22 protein-coding genes are annotated in these 24651 nt (G+C 30.3%); 5 read left to right on the top strand and 17 right to left on the bottom strand.

Annotated elements, in window-relative coordinates:
• Nucleotide 1: 1 nt before the first annotated feature.
• The 4 genes from hpf to Q4Q40_RS05270 form a co-directional block, all read right to left on the bottom strand.
• Nucleotides 2-304, bottom strand: a complete 303-nt coding sequence (gene hpf / locus Q4Q40_RS05285; protein WP_303300685.1) for a ribosome hibernation-promoting factor, HPF/YfiA family — start codon at nucleotides 302-304, stop codon at nucleotides 2-4.
• Nucleotides 305-335: 31 nt separating this feature from the next.
• Nucleotides 336-1226 (bottom strand): tyrosine-type recombinase/integrase, encoded by an 891-nt coding sequence (locus Q4Q40_RS05280; protein WP_303300684.1) that lies wholly within the window; start codon nucleotides 1224-1226, stop codon nucleotides 336-338.
• A 74-nt stretch (nucleotides 1227-1300) separates the two neighbouring features.
• Nucleotides 1301-1903, bottom strand: coding sequence for a response regulator transcription factor (locus Q4Q40_RS05275; RefSeq protein WP_303300683.1), 603 nt, complete (start codon nucleotides 1901-1903; stop codon nucleotides 1301-1303).
• A complete protein-coding gene (locus Q4Q40_RS05270; protein WP_303300682.1) occupies nucleotides 1893-3815 on the bottom strand; it encodes a tetratricopeptide repeat-containing sensor histidine kinase in 1923 nt (640 codons plus the stop codon). The genes Q4Q40_RS05275 and Q4Q40_RS05270 overlap by 11 nt, the downstream gene beginning before the upstream one ends.
• An 87-nt stretch (nucleotides 3816-3902) precedes the next feature.
• On the opposite strand from Q4Q40_RS05270, the gene Q4Q40_RS05265 reads away from it, so the two are divergent.
• The 3 genes from Q4Q40_RS05265 (at nucleotide 3903) to Q4Q40_RS05255 (ending at nucleotide 6941) form a co-directional block, all read left to right on the top strand.
• The gene (locus Q4Q40_RS05265; protein ID WP_303300681.1) at nucleotides 3903-4529 is read left to right on the top strand and encodes a hypothetical protein; all 627 of its coding nucleotides are present in this window, start codon (nucleotides 3903-3905) and stop codon (nucleotides 4527-4529) included.
• A gap of 29 nt (nucleotides 4530-4558) precedes the next feature.
• The gene (locus Q4Q40_RS05260; protein ID WP_303300680.1) at nucleotides 4559-5437 is read left to right on the top strand and encodes a hypothetical protein; all 879 of its coding nucleotides are present in this window, start codon (nucleotides 4559-4561) and stop codon (nucleotides 5435-5437) included.
• Between the two features lie 220 nt (nucleotides 5438-5657).
• Complete coding sequence (locus Q4Q40_RS05255; RefSeq protein ID WP_303300679.1) at nucleotides 5658-6941, top strand: T9SS type A sorting domain-containing protein; 1284 nt, start codon at nucleotides 5658-5660, stop codon at nucleotides 6939-6941.
• 159 nt (nucleotides 6942-7100) lie between these two features.
• Here the strand turns inward: Q4Q40_RS05255 and rpsU are convergent, their stop codons facing one another.
• From rpsU to Q4Q40_RS05200, 11 genes are all read right to left on the bottom strand, one after another.
• Nucleotides 7101-7295: a 30S ribosomal protein S21 gene (rpsU, locus tag Q4Q40_RS05250; protein WP_303300678.1), complete on the bottom strand. Its 195-nt coding sequence runs from the start codon at nucleotides 7293-7295 to the stop codon at nucleotides 7101-7103.
• 230 nt (nucleotides 7296-7525) lie between these two features.
• Nucleotides 7526-8692, bottom strand: coding sequence for an acyl-CoA dehydrogenase family protein (locus Q4Q40_RS05245; RefSeq protein ID WP_303300677.1), 1167 nt, complete (start codon nucleotides 8690-8692; stop codon nucleotides 7526-7528).
• Between the two features lie 115 nt (nucleotides 8693-8807).
• On the bottom strand, nucleotides 8808-9686 hold the full coding sequence (locus Q4Q40_RS05240; protein WP_303300676.1) for a ComEA family DNA-binding protein: 879 nt from the start codon (nucleotides 9684-9686) through the stop codon (nucleotides 8808-8810).
• Between the two features lie 9 nt (nucleotides 9687-9695).
• On the bottom strand, nucleotides 9696-11297 hold the full coding sequence (locus tag Q4Q40_RS05235; RefSeq protein ID WP_303300675.1) for an alanine/glycine:cation symporter family protein: 1602 nt from the start codon (nucleotides 11295-11297) through the stop codon (nucleotides 9696-9698).
• A 107-nt stretch (nucleotides 11298-11404) separates the two neighbouring features.
• The gene (locus Q4Q40_RS05230) at nucleotides 11405-12424 is read right to left on the bottom strand and encodes a potassium channel family protein (RefSeq protein ID WP_303300674.1); all 1020 of its coding nucleotides are present in this window, start codon (nucleotides 12422-12424) and stop codon (nucleotides 11405-11407) included.
• Nucleotides 12425-12577: 153 nt separating this feature from the next.
• On the bottom strand, nucleotides 12578-12805 hold the full coding sequence (locus tag Q4Q40_RS05225; protein ID WP_303300673.1) for a PspC domain-containing protein: 228 nt from the start codon (nucleotides 12803-12805) through the stop codon (nucleotides 12578-12580).
• A gap of 271 nt (nucleotides 12806-13076) precedes the next feature.
• Nucleotides 13077-14348 (bottom strand): DUF2851 family protein, encoded by a 1272-nt coding sequence (locus tag Q4Q40_RS05220; protein WP_303300672.1) that lies wholly within the window; start codon nucleotides 14346-14348, stop codon nucleotides 13077-13079.
• Nucleotides 14349-14494: 146 nt separating this feature from the next.
• The gene (locus Q4Q40_RS05215; protein WP_303300671.1) at nucleotides 14495-16234 is read right to left on the bottom strand and encodes a PAS domain-containing sensor histidine kinase; all 1740 of its coding nucleotides are present in this window, start codon (nucleotides 16232-16234) and stop codon (nucleotides 14495-14497) included.
• A complete protein-coding gene (locus tag Q4Q40_RS05210; protein WP_303300670.1) occupies nucleotides 16228-17355 on the bottom strand; it encodes an FIST signal transduction protein in 1128 nt (375 codons plus the stop codon). Before Q4Q40_RS05210 ends, Q4Q40_RS05215 begins: the two co-directional genes overlap by 7 nt.
• A 246-nt stretch (nucleotides 17356-17601) precedes the next feature.
• Nucleotides 17602-18960, bottom strand: a complete 1359-nt coding sequence (locus tag Q4Q40_RS05205) for a pyridoxal-phosphate dependent enzyme (RefSeq protein WP_303300669.1) — start codon at nucleotides 18958-18960, stop codon at nucleotides 17602-17604.
• Nucleotides 18961-19594: 634 nt separating this feature from the next.
• Nucleotides 19595-20830, bottom strand: coding sequence for an ABC transporter permease (locus Q4Q40_RS05200; RefSeq protein WP_303300668.1), 1236 nt, complete (start codon nucleotides 20828-20830; stop codon nucleotides 19595-19597).
• An 8-nt stretch (nucleotides 20831-20838) separates the two neighbouring features.
• Here Q4Q40_RS05200 and Q4Q40_RS05195 point away from each other — a divergent pair, with 8 nt between their 5' ends.
• Nucleotides 20839-22137, top strand: coding sequence for an exo-beta-N-acetylmuramidase NamZ family protein (locus Q4Q40_RS05195; protein WP_303300667.1), 1299 nt, complete (start codon nucleotides 20839-20841; stop codon nucleotides 22135-22137).
• Nucleotides 22138-22476: 339 nt separating this feature from the next.
• Here Q4Q40_RS05195 and Q4Q40_RS05190 read toward each other — a convergent pair whose 3' ends face one another.
• Nucleotides 22477-23313, bottom strand: coding sequence for a sterol desaturase family protein (locus tag Q4Q40_RS05190; RefSeq protein ID WP_303300666.1), 837 nt, complete (start codon nucleotides 23311-23313; stop codon nucleotides 22477-22479).
• Nucleotides 23314-23335: 22 nt separating this feature from the next.
• Nucleotides 23336-23827, bottom strand: a complete 492-nt coding sequence (locus Q4Q40_RS05185) for a YkgJ family cysteine cluster protein (RefSeq protein WP_303300665.1) — start codon at nucleotides 23825-23827, stop codon at nucleotides 23336-23338.
• Between the two features lie 93 nt (nucleotides 23828-23920).
• Between Q4Q40_RS05185 and Q4Q40_RS05180 the strand changes: the two genes are divergently transcribed.
• Nucleotides 23921-24637 carry a class I SAM-dependent methyltransferase gene (locus Q4Q40_RS05180; RefSeq protein ID WP_303300664.1) on the top strand — a complete coding sequence of 239 codons (717 nt, stop codon included), beginning with the start codon at nucleotides 23921-23923 and terminating at the stop codon, nucleotides 24635-24637.
• The last annotated feature ends 14 nt before the right edge of the window (nucleotides 24638-24651 follow it).

Raw genomic sequence — 24651 nt, 5'->3', positions numbered from 1 at the left:
ATTATAAATGTGATCTTAATTTTTCTTTTCTCTTTTTAAGCTGTCTTTCTAATGATGATACAGCTACATCTGCCCCTTCTTCAAAACTTTTACATTGTTTCTTTACTACAAAACTATCTCCAGGAACACTCACTCGTGCTTCAAATATTTTATTTTCTTTTTCACTTGTGTTTTCTACTTTTAAATAAACATCTGATTTAATAACTTTATCATAAAAGATCTCTAATTTATCCATACGTTTCTGAATAAAATCTATTAACTTTTGGTCAGCGTTAAAATTAACTGATTGCGTGTTTACTTTCATCCTTTTGTTTTTTGGTTAATAATCTACTATACTACTTTTTACTCCTAGGGTGCGCTCCTACATGCACTTTTTTTAATTCAGCTATACTATTATGCGTATAAACTTGAGTGGCAGCTAAACTTGAATGTCCTAAAAGTTCTTTAACAGCATTTAAATCGGCACCTTGGTTTAACAAGTGTGTTGCAAAAGAATGTCGCAAGATATGCGGACTCTTTTTCACCTTTGAAGATGCCTTACTAAAATACTCATTTATTATTCTGTAAACAAGTGTTTCATAAATTTTAAATCCTTTTTTCGTTAAAAACAAACTATTAGTATCTGTAATACATTCTAATTTTTTTCTTGAAATTAAATACTTACTTATCGTTTTAGCTACAGAATCTAATAACGGCACGATACGCTCTTTATTTCTCTTCCCCAGAACCTTTAACATTTTATTATGTAAATCGACACTTGCCAGATTTAGTTCTATTAATTCTATTCTTCTAATACCTGTTGAATAGAAAAGCTCTATAATTAATTTATTACGAATACTTTCGAAATCATCATCAAAATTTAAATCGTCTAAAACGGTTGTTATTTCTAATTCTGAAAATGGTACTTGAATTTTTTTACTCGTTTTTAAAGCTTTGTGCTTTGATAAAGGGTTTTGATCTATATCCCCAATTCTTAAAAGAAATTTATAATAGGTGTTTAATGCAGATACTTTTCTATTGATACTTCTATTTGCTAATCCTTGTTCTACTAAAGACACAATCCAATTTCTTATTTGTGGGTAATTGACAGTATCGATTAGGGTTGTGTCATATTCATTTTTAACAAACGCTTTAAAACTTTCCAAATCGGCTTGATACGCTTTTATGGTTAATGCCGAATAATTTTTTTCATGCAGCAAATAATCTCTAAATGGTTTGAATGGCATGTAATAAGTTGAAATTGAAAATTAAATATAATGTTTTATTTTTAATGTTAACTATCACCTTAAATATTTTCAAACTATAAATAACCTAAATACATCGCTTTTTTAACCAATCCTGCGGCATTATTGACTTGTAACTTTAAGAATATATTCTTTTTATGCGTTTCTATGGTATGCTTACTTAAAAATAAGGTTTCAGCAATTTCATCCGTTGTTAATTCTTTCGCTATTAAATTAACAATATCTTTTTCTCTACTAGAAAGAATCTTTTTATTAAAATCTAAAACATCATTATTCTTTTGATAACCTTTGTAAAAATAATTTTCGTTACGAATAACAATACTATCAATAGCACATAAAAGTTCATCAAAATTAGTTTCTTTTAGCAAGTATCCATTTATTCCATCCAATGATTGGATTTGCCTAAACATACTCATTACTAGAATTTTTAAATCTGGAAATTTCTTATTAACCATTTTCACAAACTCTAAACCATTTATTTCTGGCATTGAAATATCGGTTATTAATAAATCGGGCACGTTATTATCTAAAACTTTTAAAGCTTCTTTAGCACTATCAAAAACACCCCAAACATTAAGATTTTCTTGCTTAGAAAGGGCTGCCGACATGCCCTCTAAAAACATACAGTGATCATCTACTATTATCAAATTAATCTTCATGGGATGTGTTTTTATTAATGGGAATTTCTATAACCACACTAGTCCCTTTATTTATTGTAGAATCTATACTGAATGCTCCATTAATGCTTTCTACACGTTCTTTTATATTGCTTATACCAATACCATTTTTCTGTTCTTCAATATTAAACCCTTTACCATTATCTTGTAAAATTATAATTAAAATAGCTTCATACTTGTTAAAAGACAATTCTACTTGTTCTGCTTTAGCATGCTTAACAATATTGGTTAAAAGCTCTTGTATTATTCTATACAAGTGATGCTTTGTATACGTATCTAATTGTTCTAAGCTCTTTTCTGGATAAATTAATATGTCTAAACCAAACAATTTACTTTCCTCATATTTTCTTTTAAATTCGGATAATAATTGTTCTAATGATTTATCCTTATGAAAGTTATGGCTTAAAGAATGAGACAATACCCTTAACTCATTAAATGTGTTTTTTAAAGAACCATTAATTTTTGCTATAGCCTTATTATTTATATCATGATTTATATGAGATAAGCTTAAATTAATACTTGCTAACTGCCCGCCTATACCATCATGAAGTTCTTTTGCAATACGTTCACGCTCTTTATCCTGCCCTTCAATTAAAGCTTCGGTTGCTTTTAATTTTTGCTCTTCTTTTAAACGTTCTTTTTCTTTTTGATGTAATTTTATTTCCTGTAAACCAATTGTTTTTAAAGTTTTGGCTCGGTGTCTATAAAATAGGAATAGCACTATTAAAGGTATAGTTAATAATATAGCACTTATAAACACCCATTTTCTACGCGTATTTGCAAGCTCATTTTCTTTTTCCAGTAATAGAATTTGATTATCCTTTTTTTCGACTTCATATTGGGTTCTTAAACTTTCAAACTCTTTTTCTTTTTTTATATTAAAAATACTATCGTTTAAAAAGATATATTGTTCTTGATAATTAAAAGCTTCTTTAAACTGTTTATTATACCATAAAGTACCAGACAGCAACCAATAAACCCTTCTTCTTTGAGAATTATTTAATATCCCTTTATAATCATTTAATATTTTTTTGTAGCCTTTTATAGCCTCATCATACCTGCCTATATTCTCATAATAAATACATTCTGATACATTTACATAATAAAATGTATCCATATCACCTACACGGGTTGAAATAGTCTTTGCCGCTTCTAAATAACTAATTGCTTTATTATTATCACCTATGTTTAGATAAAAATCGCCTATATTACAAAGTAATGCACCTTCTAAAAACATATTATTATTGTTTCTTACTATTTTAAGCGCTTTATCATAATAAGGTAATACACTATCTTTTTGCGTATTAAAAAACAACACCCCTTTTGTATTATAACTTCTAGCCAATTCATTTTTATAATTATGTAATGAAGATATGCCTATAGCCTTTTCTAGGGCTTTAAACGATTTATCGATTTCCTCTCGATCTCTATATAATAATGCAACGCTGTTATCAATACTTGCTTCTAAATGGCTTAAACCTTTTGACTCTGCGATACCTAATGCTTTTTCATGAAACTGAAAAGACGTTTTAAAATCACTTTGTTTTCTTGCTAATATGCCTTTTCTGTTATATAGCGTGGATAATTTTTCCAGATCATCTATTTTTTTGGCATACAACACCCCTTTATCACAATAAACTGATGATGAATCTATTAATTCAAGATATAAATAAATGTGACTTAAGTTTGTGTAAGATTCTAACAATAAAGTGTCATTCAAAACTTTTTCGCTTTCTAAAACGGCTTGTAAAGCAATACGTTTTGCTTCGTTAAAATTCGTATTAATCACTTTTTCAAATGAATGATTTAGCGCTTTTATGTTTTTATAATCCTGAGCCTTAACAGCATGCGTAAGAAAAACAAAGCAACTTAGTATATTTAGAACTTTAACCAAAAAAAAATAGTGTTTATAAATTATGCTTAAAAATACCATATTTATGGTATTTCACCATTTAATCGATTAATATAAATTTGCTGCATTATGAAACACAAGTCCTCAAAAAAACGAATACTTATCCCCGTATTATTAATGAGTATATTCCTCTCATTAAGTTTCGGTTATTACACGCAATTGTTTACTATAGCATGCGGTACAGATTTCCATGGTGTTGGAGACATTTTTGAAACCTGCAATGAAGATATTACAATAACAGCACTTCCTGTAGATGGCTCTATAGGCAGTATAATCTCTGGTGAGATTAGTTCTAGCGGAAGTATACATATACTACCCGGCGCATCTTCTGTAAAAATAGTTGCTGAAGTAAGCGATATTTTTAGTAAAACAATACAAAGCAAAAATAGTAATTCAACATCAATTGAGCGTAGGTCTTTAATTGGAGGTAATGGAGGTAAAACTATAAAACCAACTAATCACAAAACAATATCTTACTACATAGACACTAACGAAAATCTGGTGTTTCAAGATTTAAACTCCTCCATTATTTTTTATGAAATTTATGATATCTATAGCACTTTAATTATGGATTACAATGCTGTTAAACCTATAGATAATAAAATAGCCTTAATTGATCTAGAAAATGATATCTACATTATAAAAATCCAATTAGAAAACGGAGAAATATTAACAAAAACAATAGTAAAACAATAATTATTAATCAATCTAAAACAATACAACTTATGAAAAATCTAACTTTATTAATGGCTTTTATTCTTATTACGTTAATTACAAATGCTCAAACCAATACATTTCCTACTAGTGGTAATGTGGGGATAGGAACTACAACTCCAGACTCAAAATTAACTATTCAAGGTAATGTTAATGTTGGTGGTACAAGTAATCATAGTTTAAAAACGCGTCATATAACTGGAAAAGAAGCATCTAGTACAGCTTATGATGATTTATTTATTAATTATAATACTGGTAAACATGTTCTAATTGGGTTTGGTGCACTAGATTCTAATATTTACGTAAGTGGCAGCATCGGCATCGGCACAACAAACCCAACATACAATTTACATGTTAAAGGAACATCATATTCTGGATTAACTATGGAGAGTCTTTTAGGGAACGATAATTTTGTAGAGTTTAAAGAAGATACAAACCAAACATTTAAAGTTGGAATAGATTCAGATAAAAGTTTATTTAAAATTGCAAGAACCAATTTTAATGATAACAGTTTTGTAGTTGATTATACTGGTAATGTTGGTATTGGCACTGCAAACCCAGATGCAGAACTAACCGTTAAAGGCAATATACACTGTGAAGAAGTTTTAGTAGATTTACTAGTACCCGCAGATTACGTTTTTGAAAAATACTACGAGGGAGCATCTACCCTAAAGGCAGATTACACTATGCCTACACTTGAAGAAGTAGAAGCTTATACCAAAGCAAATTACCATTTACCAGAAGTACCAAGTGCGCAAGAGATGCAAGAAAATGGCTTGCAACTTAAAGAAATGACCAATCTTTTATTGCAAAAAATAGAAGAATTGACGCTGTATACCATAGAGCAAGAAAAGCGTATTAAGTCTTTAGAAGCTAAAATAGCACAATAAATACATAGCATTCTTATTAATCTAACATGTAACTTATCTTAATATAAGGCTGATTACTATTAAATAAGTCAGCCTTTTGTTCTTTACACTAGTATCATACAAATAATACTTACTTGTGCAAACATGCATGAGGTGGGGTTTTATTGCTTTAATGTAAAAGAACAATGTTAGCTATTACAAATAGAATAATGCTTTTTGTTAACTATAAAAACATATTATTATGAAATACTTAAAATATTTAATAATTACTGCTATCTTATTATTATACAGTAATAATATTGATGCGAATAGTATCACTTTTACCCCAACAACTCAATCTGTATCTGTTAATTCAGGTGTAGAAACTGAAGTAACAATTCAATTAAATGGCTATGGAAACGCGCCCGGTGCTAGTAGTTGGTTTATCAATACATATCAAATTCCAGATAATGGGTATCTTAACCATAGTCCTGGAACAGGTGCTATATATGTTGGTGATGTGAAAACTGTAACTTTTCGATTTAAAAGAACGGTATCTGCCACTACAACTACAAATTATATTTTTAAGCAAGAATGGTATGACGAATCTAATAATTATCATACTGGTTTTTTAAATATCAATGTTACCTATACAAATAGTGATCCTGATACAGATGGTGATGGTATTCCTGACTCACAAGATAATTGTCACAATGAAGTAGGACCAGCATCTAATAATGGTTGTCCTGAAAACATTTGTGCTTTAAGTGATGTAAAAAGTTTTGGTCCTATTTATAAATCTTCAACGAAGATAGGTTTTGATTGGGATAATTTACAAGGAAATAATGGCTATGTTTTTGAATACAGACCCCTTTCAGATTCTTCTTGGAGTAGTGTTATTTTACCTGTAAATACAACAAATTATTTTGCTTCAAATTTACAATCTGAAACGACTTATAGATTCAGAATTGCAGCAAAATGTGTTAACGGAAGTAAAGGACCTTGGAATGATTGGTATAATATTTTTGCGTATACAACATATCCTAATTGTCCTGAAAATTACACAGTACCGAGTATTCAACAACATCCAGGTGGTAGAACTTATGTAATCAACGCAATCAATACTATTAATTTTTATGGAGATCTATATAATAATGCTATTGTAGAATGTTATGCTGGTAATTCAATTATCCTTGGAAACGGTTTTAGTACAAATGGAGGTGAATTTATAGGTAAAATTCAAGAATGTTCTTCCTTGAGTAATAAAACAGAGGAAACTTTTCAAAGAACTAATGATGTAATAGAAAATATCATAAAACTCTACCCAAACCCTACATCAAGCATCGTAAATATTTTAAGTACAGAGAACATAGCGTCTTGGGTATTAGGCAATAATTTTGGCACCATTTATATTAAAGAAAACGCAAAATATCAAGATGTAAGATCATTCTCTTTAAACTTAAGTGATTATCCAACGGGCATATATATTCTTAAAACGACACTTAAAAACGGAGAGGTCATTTCAAAAATAATTATTAAAGAATAAGATTGATATATGAGCTTTTAAGCAAACCACCTGAAAACATCTATTTTCAGGTGATTTTTGTTTATAAACTATTATTGCAATGTTCCTTTAAAGCCCTATATAAATAGGGAGCAAAAAAAATCCCGCTAATAGCGGGATTCTAATATTATTTAGTACAGCTTATATATCTTCTGCATCTCTTAGTCTTTGTATGTACTGAGCTTTTTGAACCTGTGCTCTACGTACTACTGAAGGTTTGTTAAACTGCTTACGTGTCTGTAACTGACGTTTAGCTCCAGTTTTATCAAACTTTCGTTTAAAACGCTTTAACGGTCTATCTATATTTTCTCCTTCTTTAATTGGTATTATTAACATAGTGTCTTAACCTCCTCTCTTTTAGATTTTCAGGCTGCAAATATAAATACTATTTTGGAATTACAAAATAAGAGTCTATTTAAAATTTCGTCAATTATTTTTTATGCCTCAAAAGTGATTAAGCTATTTGATAAAGTGTTTCCAATATTTTATTGGGAAACTGTATGCATAATGCATATGCTCTATATATCTTTAATAGTATTTACCGCCAATCAATAGAATGAATTATATTAGGTTGCTGGTTTATATTCTTTTTTATCGATAATAATTTTAGCTAATATTTCTCTGAGGATCTCTGACGTACCTCCACCTATTGGACCTAGTCTACTATCTCTTAAAAGTCTTGCCATTGGATATTCTTCCATATAGCCATAGCCGCCTAAAAATTGAAGACATTGATATATAACATCATCTGCCATTTTGGTTGACTTTAATTTTGACATCGATGCTTGTTTAACTACATACTCACCCTTATTTAACCTATAAGTAACCGAATAATTAAATTCTTTGCAGATTTCCATTTCAGTATATAAGTCTGCAATGTTATGTCTTAATGCTTGAAATGTATCAATTGATTTACCAAAAGCCTGACGCTCCGACATATATTGTAATGCGTACTCTAATGCATATTCTGCACGTGCATGGGCATTGATCCCCATAACTAAACGCTCTAAAGAAAAATGCTGTAAGATATAAGCGAATCCTTTATTCTCTTCTCCCATTAAATTAGTTGCAGGTATTTTAACATTATCGAATGCTATTTCTCCAGTGTCTGATGCTCTCCATCCTAACTTATCTAACTTGGTTGCAGAGACCCCTTTGGCATCTCTATCTATTACAAATATACTAACACCTTTATTTCCTAATTCTGGATTTGTTTTTGCGGCTATTACTAAATAATCGCTATATACACCATTTGTAATAAATGTTTTAGATCCATTAATAATATAATGGTCACCATCTTTTACAGCCGTTGTTCGCATGCCTGCTACATCACTCCCCCCAAAAGGTTCTGTAATACATAGACATCCTATTTTATCACCAGCAATACTTGGTGCTAAATATTTTTGTTTAATGACTTCATCACCTTCTGCATTTAAATGTGTCATAGCTAAATAAACATGTGCCCAAATTGCCGCAGCAAAACCACCAGAATTTATTTTCTGAAGTTCTTCAAGAAGTATAACGGTATAGAATAAATCTAAATTCATTCCTCCATAGGCTTCTGGATAGTTGATACCAAAAAAACCCATATCTCCAAATTTTTTCCAAATAAATCTATCTATGGTTCCTGTTTTTTCCCATTTTTCAATATTAGGAACTACTTCCTTCTTTAAAAAGTCTTGAAGACTTTTTCTAAAAAGATTATGCTCTTCGGTGAAGTACATACTATTCATTTATTAAATTTATTATTTTTATTGGTTAGTTTTTTAGTTGTCGTTTCTAATTAACTTTTTTCTTTACTAATGTTAGTTTCAAGTTAATACTCATTTTGTAAATGCTGCATTTTTTTTAATCGACGGACAAATATAATTTAATTATATCGATTTTATTTAGTGGAAAGTCCTTTACTTTTTTTAATTCATCTAAAGATTTATACCCCTCTCTTAATTCACGTTGTTCAATTATATTATATGCCAAATCATAATCTATATGCTGCACATTTACTAAGTTATCTACGGTTGCCTTATTAATGTTTATCTTTTTAATTTGCCTTGGTGTTTTTACTGTAAAATTGTTCGTTATCCTTTCTATTACTTCTAGGCTTAAACCATATACGTCTTGAAGTTGTATAACATCAATAAAACCTCCAACAAATTTATTTCTAAACCTTATAATACGTTCTGCATAAACGACTCCAATACCATTTACTTTTTGTAGATCTTGAGCCGTCGCTTTATTTAGGTCTCGTTTTTCAGCAAAGGTTTTTGACTTATTATTATAACTAAAAACAGGCTTTTGCTTTGTTTTTGGATGTGTTACCCATTCTGGAAATTTAAAATATGGTGATATTTGATTTAAAAGTGAATCTGATATTTTAGTAATTTCTTGAAATTGCTTTATTGAATTAATCCAATGATTCTGTTTTCTAAAAGCTAGCAATCTGTCTATTTCTTTATTAGACATCCCTAATGATGCGCCTTTAAAATCTGTGATATAATTAGGGTTGAAAGGATATATTTTAACTTCATTTTTTTCTAATTGCACTAACCTTAATGAATCAATTTCTTTATTAAACCTTGCAAGTTCTTCTTTATTAATTGAAATGTTTTCTGATGAAACGTCTACAAAAAAATAAACACATTGTAATCCTACAATGAGTATTATTAATAAAAAAATCCCATTTCGTTGTTCTCTAGAAAACATGAAATGGGATTTAAAATTTTGCATGTAAGTTATTTATGCTTTTGCTGCTTTTATAGCACCTAAATATCTTTTTAATTGCTTTTTAACCACAGGGAATAAAAAGAATAACCCAATCATATTAGGGAATATCATTGCAAAAATCATAGCATCAGAGAATTGCCAGATAGATCCCATACTTGCTGCTGCTCCAATGATAACAAATAATAAAAATAAAAGTTTATAAGCTAAATCTGCTGCTTTACCTCTACCGAATAAAAATTTCCAGGATTGTAATCCATAATAAGACCAAGAGATCATTGTTGAAACTGCAAATAGAACCACTGCAATTGTTAAAAACACATTAGAGTAAGGTATATATTGTGCAAATGCTTTTGATGTAATTCCAGCACCTTCATAAGAAATACCATCAATCATTACAGCTCCTAAACCATCTCCTCCATATTGAAATGCACCGCCAAAATTGAATATAATAATAACTAAAGCTGTCATTGTACAAATAACTACGGTATCAATGAAAGGCTCTAATAATGCTACTAATCCTTCGGATGCTGAATAATTTGTTTTTACTGCAGAATGCGCAATGGATGCAGAACCTGCTCCTGCCTCATTTGAAAAAGCGGCTCGTTTAAATCCTACCAGCAATACACCTATAAGACTACCAACACCAATTGCTGTAGGGTTGAAAGCTTCTGTAAAGATTAAACCGATAGCATCGTCTACTAATGAAAAATTGCTAAAAATTATATATAAACAAGCTAGTAGATAAAAAACTGCCATAAAAGGCACTACCTTTTCTGTAACCGAAGCTATCCTTTTAATACCTCCAATAATAATGATCCCTACCAAAACAGCTAATATAACACCTATCCAAAAGCCTGCTCCTGCATTATCCAATCCTAGTAAATCTTTTAATACAATGGTTGCTTGATTAGATTGTGCAGCATTACCACCACCAAAAGATCCTCCAATACAAAAAATCGCAAAAAATGCAGCTGCAACCTTTCCTAACGTAGCAAACCCTTTTTCTTTTAAGCCTTTACTAATATAATACATAGGGCCGCCGTAAACCGTTCCATCTTCTCCAACATCTCTATATTGAACACCAAGTGTACATTCTACAAATTTAGAAGACATTCCTAATAGTCCACAAATAATCATCCAAAACGTTGCTCCAGGACCTCCTAAAGCAATTGCTAATGCTACTCCTGCAATATTCCCGTTTCCTACAGTACCAGAAACAGCTGTTGCTAAAGCCTGAAAATGACTTACTTCCCCTTCCTGGCTTTCATCTCTTATTGTATCACGTATATCACCATCAATGGTCATTGAGGTATCTTCCGCTTTATGCCCCCCTTCAATTTCATCATATTTACCTCTTACGGTATTAATGGCTTTTCCAAAATATTTAATATTTGGAAAACCAAAATATATAGTAAAAAACAAAGCACTGAATACTAATAAAATCAATACAAAAGGAATTCCAAAAACAGGAAAGAAAATCGTATTAAAAACAGCATCGGAGAAAGGTTTAAAACCTTCATCAATACGTTGATCCAATCCTTTTTCGACTGTTTCTTGTGCAAATGTTAAAAATGGGGATATCAAAGTGAATATTGTAAGAAAATATTTCTTCATAAGAAAATTACATTAATTAGTTTTATTGAAAAATTCGGACTAAAAACCAGCAAGATGCTAAAAAAAAATGATTTGTTAAAACAAAGCTTGTTAAAATCGAGAATTCTTTAATTTATATTGTAAGTAGAATTGAGCGCATCTATTTGTTCTGGTCTGCCTAAAACGATAATTTTAGAATTTGATGCTAATTCTAGTTCTGCCTCTGGGTTTACTAGATATTCACCATTTTCATTTTTATAACCAATAATGCTACAACCTGTTTTTTTACGTAGATCCAAATCTTTTATTGTTTTAGTTTCTTTAGTATCATATAACTTTTCAACAGCAACTTCTTCTATATTAATATTTGATTTCCCTACTATAGAAAGGTTATCTACAAATTCCATTAAACCTGGAACTACAACTAAAGAAGCCATATGATCCCCTCCTATTTTGTCTGGTAAAATAACGTTATTGGCTCCCGCTAATTTTAATTTTTTATATGATGTTTCTAAAGACGCCCGACTAATAATATTTATAGACTTATTTAATTGTCTGGTTGAAAGCACCACAAATAAGTTATCAGCATCATTAGGTAATGCAGATATTAAACAGGAAGCTTTATCAATTCCTGCTTGAAGAAGTATTTCATCTTCATTGGCATTACCAATAACATAAGAAATATTATCCATTTCCAAACGTTCTTCTGCTTCTTTATCTTTTTCAATAACTACAAATTGCTTGTTATATGCTAAAAGTTTCCTAGCTGCTTGTTTACCATTTCTCCCGTAACCACAAATAACAATATGGTTTTTAAAACCATCTATCTTTTTTTGCATTTTCTTATGTTTTAATTCATCGAAATCGTTTTTGCTTAGAATATACTCTGTAATTACTGAAAGCGCATAACCTACAATAACGACACTTGCCAATATTAAAAATATAGTAAAAATTTTTGATTGATCGTCAAGAGGAACCACCTCTCCAAAACCAACAGTTGTCATGGTAATAACAGTCATATAAAACGCATCAACCCAAGAATAGTCCGATACCATTTTATATCCTGTAATACCTATTAACAAAATAAGTACCAACAAAAGTACAGCTGTATATATTTTATTTCTAAAAAACTTTATAAGTGGATTCATATACTATACCAAATTTAAGTACAAAATGACATATTCAAACTCGTTCATTTTCATTCTATTTCCTTTAACTATAGTTATGACAAATCAATAACAGCGTAATATAATTAAAAAGCAACTTTGTTTTCGGCATATAATGCCATACTTAAATTGGTATTATAAATCGAAAACAGATGAGCGTTTGGTATAAACTAAATCTTTAATTTTTATCCAAAATGCTAAGAACAAATATAGTGCAAAACCAAAACCAACAGTTACAAACGTTAAGTACATAAATGATATTCTTACCACCTTTGCTCTAATACCAAATCGATCTGCTATACGTTGACAAACATAATAGCCATGTTTTTGAAAAAATAATAATGATTTGTAGATATTGTTCATGCCGCAATTTAAATATAAAATTTAGAAACTGTTTAAATTTTATCCTTTAGTTTATTTTGTCGTCTTAAGTCCTCTTTCTTCAGCAAAATGTCTTTTAATAACGATGCTATTCACTTTTATTTTGCCTTGACTGAGAATGTAATCCTCCCATACTAATTCCAAAAACTAAACTTAAACAGTTTCTTAATAAAATTATACATTTTAGAGACTTCTTTCATCGTAATGACTAATTAGTTTAAACCTTAAAAAATTATAAGGAAGTAAATTATTATTATTTAGTGATTAAAGTATTACCTACTGCACATTGTAAACATTTATTTTTATCGCAATATTCTGTTTTTAGCTGAATGAGTGCTTGAGAATCTAATGCCGATTTTGAAACTTTTTTTAAGTTATTAAATGCATCAATAATACTATTTTTTTCTGAGGTAATTGAAGTCGCAATTTTTATAATATCGACCTCACACGCTTCTCCCTTTTGTTTTGCATAACAGAATTTAAGAGGAAGGATTGTATTGATTAGTAATAGATCTATAAACGATTTGGTAAGTGTTTTTTTAGATGATTTTGATTCTTTTTGAAAGGTATAATACGTTTCCCAAAACGTTGATGTTGATATTTTAAATAGTTTATAAAAATCGTCTAATCTGTTTGTTTCTATAATCTTTGAAAATAGGTTTTGATGCAGATGATATAAACTAGCCAATTGAGATAATCTAATTGTTGGAAAATTTGATGGACGCAATCTAAAAAAGTGACATGGTAATGTTTGGTTATTTTCTAATTTAAATTTTTGTTTTAAAAATTGGTATTCTTTAATCATACTTAAATAGTAGGCATTTTCAATATCTTGTTCTAACAACCCAGATTGCCCAAACAATAGTGCTTCTAAAGTTTGTTGGTTTGACTGTGATTTTCTAATTATTGAAAAATTAATGGATTGTGCCATACTAAAAAATGAATCCCCGTTTACTTTTAGTCCGAAATTTTTAGCTAACATTTTAAATAGTACTGCTTCCCAATCATTTTTTGATTCTTTTAGAAGCCTTTGTATTGTCTTAGTTTTTCGTACCAAACGCTCTAAGTACAACCGTTCTAACCAATTGTTTAAAACAAAATCATCAATACCTGTAAAACTATGTTCGCAGTTAATCCATTTACTTTGTTTAGTAAATAGTTTTTTATAATTATTTAAAACATCTTTTTTAACAAACTTTTTTAACTCTAGAGTAGGTATTACTGTATTATCTTTTCTAAAAATATCTGTGTCGTGTTCCCAAACCACATGTAAAATAACATTATCATATGCTTTATCTTGTTCGTGATTATGCAAAAACCAATCGGATGATTTCACATGAATCTCTACATTTCCTGCCCAAAGTTGTTCATTAATGGTGACTTGTGCATTAAAAAAATCTGGTCCAGCATTTAAATTATGCTGCCCAACTGTATTAATTATAACTATTTCTTCTGTTATTGATTTAAGATGATTTATTTGAAATTTTTTATGTTTCCAGATGTAATGTAAAAAATCTTCTTGCATGCAACTAAAGTAAAACTGCTGAACATAAATTCCTAATTATATTAAGAAAATACATACAAAAAATTTGTAGCAAAAAAAGCTAAATACCAACTGAGTAAAAACAAGTTTTGTTATTGGCTAATTGATGGTACTATATTGAAGTAGAATCATATGGCTTTTATATTATAAGCCTTACCATAAGATTTTAGCAATTTGTATAATTTTTCTGGATTGAAAGGCTTCCCCATAAATCCATTCATTTTATATTGTTCTGTTTTCTTTTTAACATCTGTTTGAGCAAATGCTGTTAAAGCAATTATTGGGACACTTGCTTTATTTTCATTTTTTGAATTTCTAATAATTTTCGCTGCTTGATATCCATTTATCTTTGGCATTTGCAAATCCATTAGTATTAAATCATAATCGAATTCTTCAAAGAAATCTAATACTTCTTCACCATTTTCGGCAATAGTATATGTAATGCCCCAATTATTAAAAAAACGTTTAAGTATTAGTACATTCATTTTATTATCCTCTGCAACTAGTACATTTATGTCTATAGGTTCATAATCTGGTTGCATTTTAATCATATCTGGCTCATAAACACTAAGTCTGTTACTTACTTTATAGGTGATCTCAAACGAAAATGTTGCACCTTTACCAAGGTCACTTTCAACTTTCAAATCACTACCTTGAAGGTTTAACAGTTTTTTACTTATCGATAAGCCAAGACCTGTACCTCCATATTTTACAGAAGTTTCTGAATTTGCTTGAATAAAACTTTCAAAAATAGATTTCTGCCTATTTTTTGAGATCCCTATTCCTGTGTCTTTTACTTTAAAAACAAGCTTTATTTTATTCTCCTTTACACCTAAATTGCTAATAATAAAGTTAATACACCCATTCTCTGTAAACTTCAAAGAATTACTCAATAGGTTTTTAATTATTTGAGTCAATTTTAATTTATCTCCAATAATATTATCAGGTACATCATTTTCTTTAATGACATTGAAAATTAATCCTTTCTTTTCTATTCTTAAACCAAAATGAGATTTTATACTTTCTAAAAAATAATTTAAGCTAAAATCTTTCTCTATAAGTTTTAGTTTCCCCGATTTTATTTTATCAAAATCTAACAAATCATTTATTAATCCTAATAAATGTTCTCCCGAATATTTTAATGCTTTTAGATTTTCTAATTGGTGTGGCAAGTACTTTTCCATTAATAGGATATTAGCTAATCCTGTAACTGCATTTAGTGGTGTTCTAATTTCATGAGACATTGTAGATAAAAATTCGTCTTTAGATTTACTTGCTTTCTGTAATTCTATTTCTGCCTCTTTTAGATTAGTTATATCTATAATTGTACCTATAAAACCAATGGAGTTCCCTTTAGAATCTTTAAAGAGTTTTGATTTTGCCTCAAACCACATTAATTCACCATTTTTCTCATGCTTAAATATGAATTTGATATATTCTTTTTTCCTAGAAAACAAATCATCAAATCGTTTAAAGCCATCTATATTCACTCCATCTAAAAAGTGTCTAAAACTTTTTCCTACGGCATTATCAATAGGAATTCCTGAATATTCTGTCCACGCATTATTTAAAAAGGTAAAGTTTCCATCCAGATCTGTCTCAAAAAGAACACCTCCAATATTATCAACAATATTTTCTAATTTTGTGTTGGTATGATCCCTTTCTTTTATTAACCTTTGATTGGCCACAAATAATTCTCTAGAACTTTCTTCAAGAATATTTTCAATGTGATTTACATCTTTATCAAAACTTTTATAAGCCTCGTTAACCATATTAAAGAATTGAACAAATTCTGGGTTCTCACAACCATCTAATCCTGCCTTTTTAAGCTGACGTTTTAATAGTCTATGGTGGTCTTTGTTTAACATTCTGAAAGTGTTGTAATAGTCATCGTCTGATTATGCAATTCACAAGGCGAAAATTCTCCAAAAGGAGCAATTTCTCCGTATGAATAAAAACCTGTAATACTAGGTTTCTCTCCTATAATTTCTCTTACTGCTTCAACTTCTTCTTCTACCAGTTGTTTTAAAACTAAACGACGTCCTACACAACTAATAAGAATAGCTAATTCGGAGCTCTCTTCTTGTTCTTTATTAGCTTCAATCGCAGAATCTGCAGCGCCATCTATTAACCTATCAATATTTGCTTTCATTAAACGCACATAAGAACCTTCAGGAATATTCCCTGCAAATATTAAACTTTGATCTGCTTCGTTTACAGCTAAAATAGTTCTAACTACTGGTATCGAGTCTTCGTCTTCACGCATATTTAAAGGAAATAACAACCCTGAACTTGGTAAATTATCGGCTTGTTTTCCTAAAAAGGATTTATATAATTCTAAGGCTGGTAAACCATCTAATTCATAAAGAACATTTTTATCAGATTTTGTCACCAATCGTTCTATACCAAAACTATCCCATCCTCCTTTTGAGCTAAAACCAACTTTTAGATTGTCTCCATAAAAACCTAAGGCGATAATAGTTTTATCAACTATTTCATTATTATTAATTACAAATGTTTTATTAAAGTTAGAACCATCGGCAGCTAATCCTCCTGTAATACTCACATTAGGAATTACCGATTGTAATCCTGAAACTAAATCGGCACCATTAACATTAAGTCCATCACTTAAAACCAATACATGCCTCAAATCCTTATTATAAAGATTTTTTGCCAAGTATTCTCCAGATTTGTAGCTACAATTCATATCTAGAATTTCGATTGATGCTTTTTTACTGGTAACTTTATCTAATTGTAATGCTGTTAATGATATTGTTTTGTCTTTTACAGTAACATCCGATATTTCTCCTGCTGTAGAACATCCTATTATAGTTGCTTCTGGATACCTATTATTTATAAAGCCTAGTACCTCCCTTTTAGAATTAAAATCTGGGGAAACAAAGAGTAAAAATATATTGACTTCTATATTTAAAATAGAAATACTTTCTAGCCAATCATCCTCCTGTAGGGATATTTGTTGAACTTTCATATCTGGCATTTTTGGGTTAATCGTTAGATTAAATTCACTTAATCGTAAAAAAAATACATTTCATCGAAAATATAACAAAATTCAATGTAAACAAAACTTTTTTTGAAGTTTTCACTTACACAAATTGAAGTAAAAACACAAAAATAGTACTTTTTGTAAATAAATACCTACTTATTTTGAATTAAATAAAAAAATCCTGAAAAGTTTATTCAGGATTCCTTTTCTAATATATTTATTTACTACTAATTATAATACGCTAATAATATCATACTTAGTAATGATTTGATATGTGCCATCATTTAATTTTACCAATACAGCATTATTATCTCTATCTATTAATTTAGAAATAGCTTCAATAGGTGTGTTTTTAGTAACTATTGGAAACGGTTTATGCATAACTTCTTTAATAGGTAAATCTGAAATATCTTTGTTTTCAATATATTTCCGTAACAAATCTGCTTCATCAATAGCACCTACAAATCCTGTTGAATCTTCGACTGGTATTTGGGAAATTTTATATGTCTTCATACGCTCAATAGCATGAGATACTAATTCTTCTGTTTTAGCAGTTATCAAAGGTTTATCTACATGGTTTTTAATAATGTCTTGTGCACAGGTTAGTTCATCTTCAATAAAGCCACGATCTCGCATCCATTCATCATTAAACATTTTACCTACATAGCGACTCCCATGATCGTGAAATAAAACCACAACAACATCTTCTTTATTAAAATGATCTTTTAATTGAAGAAGTCCTTTTATAGCAGCTCCAGCAGAATTACCAAGAAACATCCCTTCTTCTTTTGCTAATTTTTGTGTATAAATTGCGGCATCTTTATCTGTAACTTTAGTAAATCCATCTATAACATTAAAATCAACATTTTTTGGTAGAATGTCTTCTCCTATACCTTCTGTAATGTATGGGTAAATTTCGTTTTCATCGAATATTCCTGTTTCATGATATTTTTTAAAAACAGAGCCATAGGTATCTACACCCCAAATCTTCACATTTGGGTTTTGCTCTTTTAAATAATTACCAACTCCAGATATGGTGCCTCCTGTTCCTACCCCTACCAAGAAATGAGTTATCTTACCATCGGTTTGTTTCCATATTTCTGGCCCCGTGCTTTCGTAATGTGCTGCAGTATTACTTAAGTTATCATACTGATTTACATACCAAGAGTTTGGTGTTTCTTCTGCAAGTCGTTTTGAGGTTGAATAATATGATTTTGGATCTTCTGGATTCACATTTGTTGGACACACTACAACTTTACTGCCTACAGCTCTTAAGATGTCCATTTTTTCCTTACTCTGCTTATCACTTATAACACAAATCATTTTATAACCTTTTACTATAGCTGCTAAGGCCAATCCCATTCCTGTATTTCCAGATGTTCCTTCAATAATGGTTCCTCCTGGCTTTAATCGCCCGTCTGCCTCGGCATCTTCAATCATTTTTACGGCCATTCTATCTTTTACAGAATTACCAGGATTAAATGTTTCGTATTTTGCTAATACCAGACACGGCAATTCTTCAACTAGTTTATTTAATTTCACTAATGGCGTATTACCAATAGTGCCTAATATATTTTCAGCGTATTCCATAAGTCTAAATTCACTTTGTAAATTTAAGTTAAAAAGTTGGTAATTGTAGTATTAGTCTTTGGAACTCTTCTACTTAGCGGAAGGCTGACTCTCTATTTTACGTCATTGTAAGCCACGGTGTACCCACATTTTTTTAAGTTATTTTTCCTATATAACTTTAATCTATATAAACTATGGCAGCAAACTAAAGCCTGAGCATCAAACGATAATTAAGACACGAACCAGCCTGCCGAATGGCTGGTTGCACAAATTTACACGAATAGAATCTCATTGTATTTGAGATCCCTATGCCTACAATAAACACGAATCAGACTTTCAGTCTGTGATAATACCTATACAGGTTTGAAATCTACTGGTAGGCAGGAAAATTCGTGAAATTAGTGCCTGCCTTTTTACATAATATTATTTTTTAAGCATATCTATGTATTAATATTTGTGGGTACTCCCAGCATTGTAAGGGAGGAACAACTAGCCCTCACCAAATAGTGTCGAAGTATAACAATCTGTCTATTACAAACTCAAAACATAAATTGAAGTAAACGACAAACAGATTCTCACGTCACGCTTTTGGCGCTTTTCGAAATGAATTTAGCAAGACTTTATTAAGAGGAAGAAACGTTCAAAATATTAGTAATCATTCGAATCTAATAGCTTTTACCGGGGATATTTTTGTAATGATATACGATGGTACTAATAGCATAAGTAAGCAAAGTATAAGCGTGCCTACGTTTAATCCTAAAACGTAACCAAAGCTTAGATAAACAGGAGCTTCTGTAACATAATACACGCTTGGATCTAATGGAAATAATTTAAAATATTTTTGAGCAAATAGAAGTCCTAACCCAATAATATTACCCCATAATAACCCAAGAAAAATCAAGTATGATGCATTATACAAAAACAGCTTACGGATGCTCCAATTGTTACTTCCTAATGCTTTTAATATGCCTATCATTTGCGTGCGTTCTAATATTAAAACAAGCAATGCGGTTATCATGTTAATTCCTGCTACAAGTATCATGATACCTATTATGCCGTAAATATTTGTATCGAAAATTTGTATCCAATCAAAAATCGAACTAAATTTATTGGTAATAGTCTCTGCATTAAGTACTGAAGGAATGTTTTGATATATTTCGATACCTTTTCTATCTATTTCATCGTAATCATCAATAAACACCTCAAAATTTCCAACTTGATCATCCTCCCATCCATTTATTCTTTGCAAATGACGCATATCTCCCACAAGATAGTTTGCATCAAAATCTTGAAATCCTGAATTATAAATTCCTACAATACGATAGGTAATAATATTTGGTGGTTTTACAGGATCGTCTTTTCGAAACACCATTTGTAATGTTTCATTAAGTTTTAGTTTCAACCTATTAGCTAAATATTGAGATATTAAGATGTCTTCATTTCGTTTACCTGAATAATCCGGAAGCTTTCCTTCTAATAAAAAGGCTTCAAAATAGTTCCAATTATAATCTGCCCCTACGCCTTTTAAATAAACACCTTCAAAATCGGTTTCGGTTCTAATAATCCCAAATTTTGATGCTACTGCCTGGATATGAGCAATGCCTTCAACAGTATTAAATTCTGGATAAAATTCTTGGTCTTTTGAGATAGGAACAATACTTTCTTGAGAGTTATTACTATCAAAATTGGTAATAGTAACGTGTCCATTAAATGCGACTACTTTATCACGTATTTTTTGTTGTAAGCCTATACCTGTTGCTATAGCAATCATCATAACAACAATACCAATAGCAATTGCTGCTATTCCAATTTTTATTATTGGTGCCGATATACTACTTTTATACGCTTTACTACCAATAATGCGTTTAGCTATAAAAAATTCGTAATTCAAATTATCATATGAGGTTTAGTGTTTTCAAAAATACAGTTTTATTATTTGTTTTTGTAATGATTTCTTGTGCTTCTAAAGCTAAGAATAAAATAGTGACTAAAAATAAAACAGAGCGTGCTATAAAGAGTGATAGTATCATTATTGTTGGCGCTAATCAAACTGAAATTTATTTACCTTTATTAAAAGGAAAACGTATTGGTATTGTTGCTAATCAAACTTCAGTAATATTTAAGAAAAAGAAACAGCAAATGATGCTTGTAGATCCAGAAACGAATGAGCAATCTCCTGGTCGCATTGTTGAAAAAGATACCATGATTCATTTAGTTGACTCTTTAATGGCTTTAAAAGTTGCTGTTAAAAAAGTATTTTCTCCAGAACATGGTTTTCGAGGTCGTGTAGATGCTGGCGAATTAATTAAAGATGGTATTGATACTAAAACGAACTTACCGCTTGTATCCCTGTATGGAAAAAACAAAAAACCTACTAAAGAACAACTTGAAGATTTAGATATTGTTGTTTTCGATATTCAGGATGTGGGTGTTCGATTTTACACTTATATTTCTACACTACATTATATTATGGAAGCTTGTGCGAAACAAGGTATTCCTGTTTTAATATTAGATAGACCCAACCCAAATGGGCATTATATTGACGGTCCTACTTTAGAAATTGAAAATAAAAGTTTCTTAGGAATGCATGCTATACCATTGGTACATGGCATGACTATTGGCGAATACGCACAAATGATTAACGGCGAAAAATGGTTAGAAAATAATGCCTCTTGTGAAATAATCATTATTCCAATAAAAAATTACACACACAACACTTTTTATAGTTTACCTATTAGACCTTCACCAAATTTACCAAACGATCAAGCCATAAAATTATATCCTAGTCTTGGTCTTTTTGAAGGCACTAATATAAATGCTGGTCGTGGTACCGAATTTCAGTTTCAGCGATATGGAGCGCCTTTTTTAAACAAAGAACTTCTTAAGTTTAACTATACGCCTATTGCAAATTTTGGCGCTAAATATCCAAAACATAAAAACGTTCTTTGCTACGGTAAGGATCTAAAAGATGAAGCACTAAATGGTGTTATGACTCTAAAATGGGTTATTGACGCATATAAAAACGCAACGGATAAATCATTATTCTTCAATACAAACAATTTCACAAAGCATGCTGGAACGGATAAGTTACAACAACAGATTGAAGCAGGTCTAAGTGAAACAGAGATTAAAGCTACTTGGCAAGATGATTTGGAAGCTTTTAAAAAAACACGAAGCAAGTATCTAATTTACGATTAATCTAATTTTATTCGTTAATTCTGGGATTCCTTTAACTTTATTAATAAAGGTTATTTGTAAAGTGATTTAAACTTTTTCATTTAGCTATTTGCATAATTTTTTAGTAAGATAAGAAAGGGTTAATTACACTTCTAAAAAATAAACCACTCCTATGGACTTCCAGTCCATAGGTTCGTTTTGGCAGACTGAAAGTCTGCTTCGTGAAATATGGTAAAAACTGAATTCGCGTGAATTCGTGAAATTCGTGTCAAAAGTTTTTAGAAGCTGAAAGCGACATGCACTAAAGTACATAGTTTTAACTCCATTTGAGACCAATAAAACCGAATGATAGAAAAAATATTAGTCATCTATAGAAGTCGTCGGTTTTCTATATGTCTGAAACGGTTGTTTTAGCAAATCTTTGATATTACTATTTTCTTTTTCATCTGGAAAAACATCAACACCATAAATAATTTTGTTGGTATCAAGTTTCATATAGGTTCCAAAAAGTCTATCCCAAACAGAAAAAATATTTCCGTAATTAGAATCTGTATATGGTAGCTTATAATGATGGTGTACTTTATGCATATCTGGTGATACGATAACATAACTTAACAAATCATCTACTTTTTTAGGTAATTTTATATTGGCATGATTAAATTGTGTTGCGACAACCGATAATGACTGATACAACAGAACTAAAGCTATTGGTGTGCCTATAATAAATATCCCCATTAAAGTGAATACATAACGAATTAGACTCTCTAACGGATGATGTCTATTCGCTGTAGTTGTATCTACATGATGATCTGAATGATGTACCAAATGTACCATCCACAATGGTTTTACTTTATGCTCAATTAAATGTGGCACATAGGCACCTATAAAGTCTATTAGAAAAATTCCTAAAATACCATACAACCATATTGGCATTTCTGGAAGCCAATTAAGAATTCCGAAATTATTAGCAACCACCCAATCTGATGATTTTAAAAACAAAAACGCTAAGGGAAGGTTTATAAGTACTGTTGTTAGTGTAAAGAATATGTTTGGTATAGCATGTTTCCATTTTTTGTAACTAAATCCAAATAAAGGTACGACCCCTTCAATAATCCAAAAGAAGGTTAACCCTCCCACAATAATTATCCCTCTATGTAGTGAAGGAATTGTTTCAAAATAATTTAAAATGGTTTCCAATAGTATATTTTTACTAAATATACTATTTTATTCTTTTTTTCATGTCCTCAACAATATTAAAAGCTGCAGGGCACATAGCAACATTCTTTAATGTGAGATTTGATATTTGTTGAAATTTTTTTCTGTCTGTATGTGGAAATTCTCTGCAAGCTTTTGGTCGCACTCCATAAATGGAACAATAATTATCTGCACCTAAAAAAGTACAGGGTACACTTTGCAATACATAATCATTATCTTCATCAATACGTAAATATTGATTTATAAACTGTTGTGGTTTTTGTTTAAAGTGTTTCGAAATTCGCTCAATATCTTTATCCGTAAATAGCGGACCTGTTGTTTTACAGCAATTCGCACATTCTAAACAATCGGTACGCTCAAACTCTTTATCATGTAATTCTTGCATGATATAATCCAGATTTTTAGGCGGTTTCTTTTTTAGTTTCGCAAAGATTTTTTTGTTTTCGTTATGCTTATCTTTGGCGAGCTTTGGAAGGTTTTTAATGATATCTTGCATGGTGTAAAAGTAATATTTTTAGATGAGATGCTGAAACAAGCTCAGCATGGCGAATAGATCCCTGCCCTTGTGGGAATAACAAAAAATTTATAAATGAAAGACCTTTTCGGAAATGCTTTATTAGATTACCAAAACGGAAACTATACCGAAGACATTATGACTTCTACGAGTATTTCTGATGAAGATATATTACCTCTTCCTTATTTATTTCGTGATTTTAAAGATATGCCGAGTTTAGAGCAAAAAGCTTTAAAACTAGCTAAAGGTTCTGTTTTAGATGTAGGTTGCGGCACTGGAAGTCATAGTTTGTTTTTACAAGAAAAAGGCTTAAAAGTAAAAGCGATCGACATTTCTAAAGGTGCTATTGAAGTAGCTAAAAAACGTAAGGTTATTTATGCTGAAGAAAAGAATGTTTTAGATGAAACTGGATCCTTTGATACTATTTTACTTTTGATGAATGGTACTGGGATTTTTCAAGAATTGATCCACGTATCGAAGTACTTATCTCATTTAAAAAGTTTATTAAACCTTAAGGGACAAATTTTAATCGATTCTTCTGATATTAAATATATGTATGAAGATGAAGATGGTGGTTTCTGGATCGATACTAACTCCAGCTATTATGGTGAACTGGATTACTTTTTAAGCTATAAAGGTGAAGAAGAAGTTCCTATGAAATGGCTCTATTTAGATTTTGAAACTTTAAAGATGGCTTGCGAAACCGTTGGTTTAAAATGTGAACTGGTTTTAGAAGGTAAACATTTTGACTACTTAGCACGGCTAATTCCTGCAGAGGCAGGAATCTTATAGATTGAATACGAATT

Source organism: Flavivirga jejuensis, from assembly GCF_030540765.1.
Lineage (GTDB): Bacteria > Bacteroidota > Bacteroidia > Flavobacteriales > Flavobacteriaceae > Flavivirga > Flavivirga jejuensis.
The sequence above is the reverse complement of the archived record's forward strand: the minus strand, read 5'-3'. Positions and strand labels throughout refer to the sequence as shown.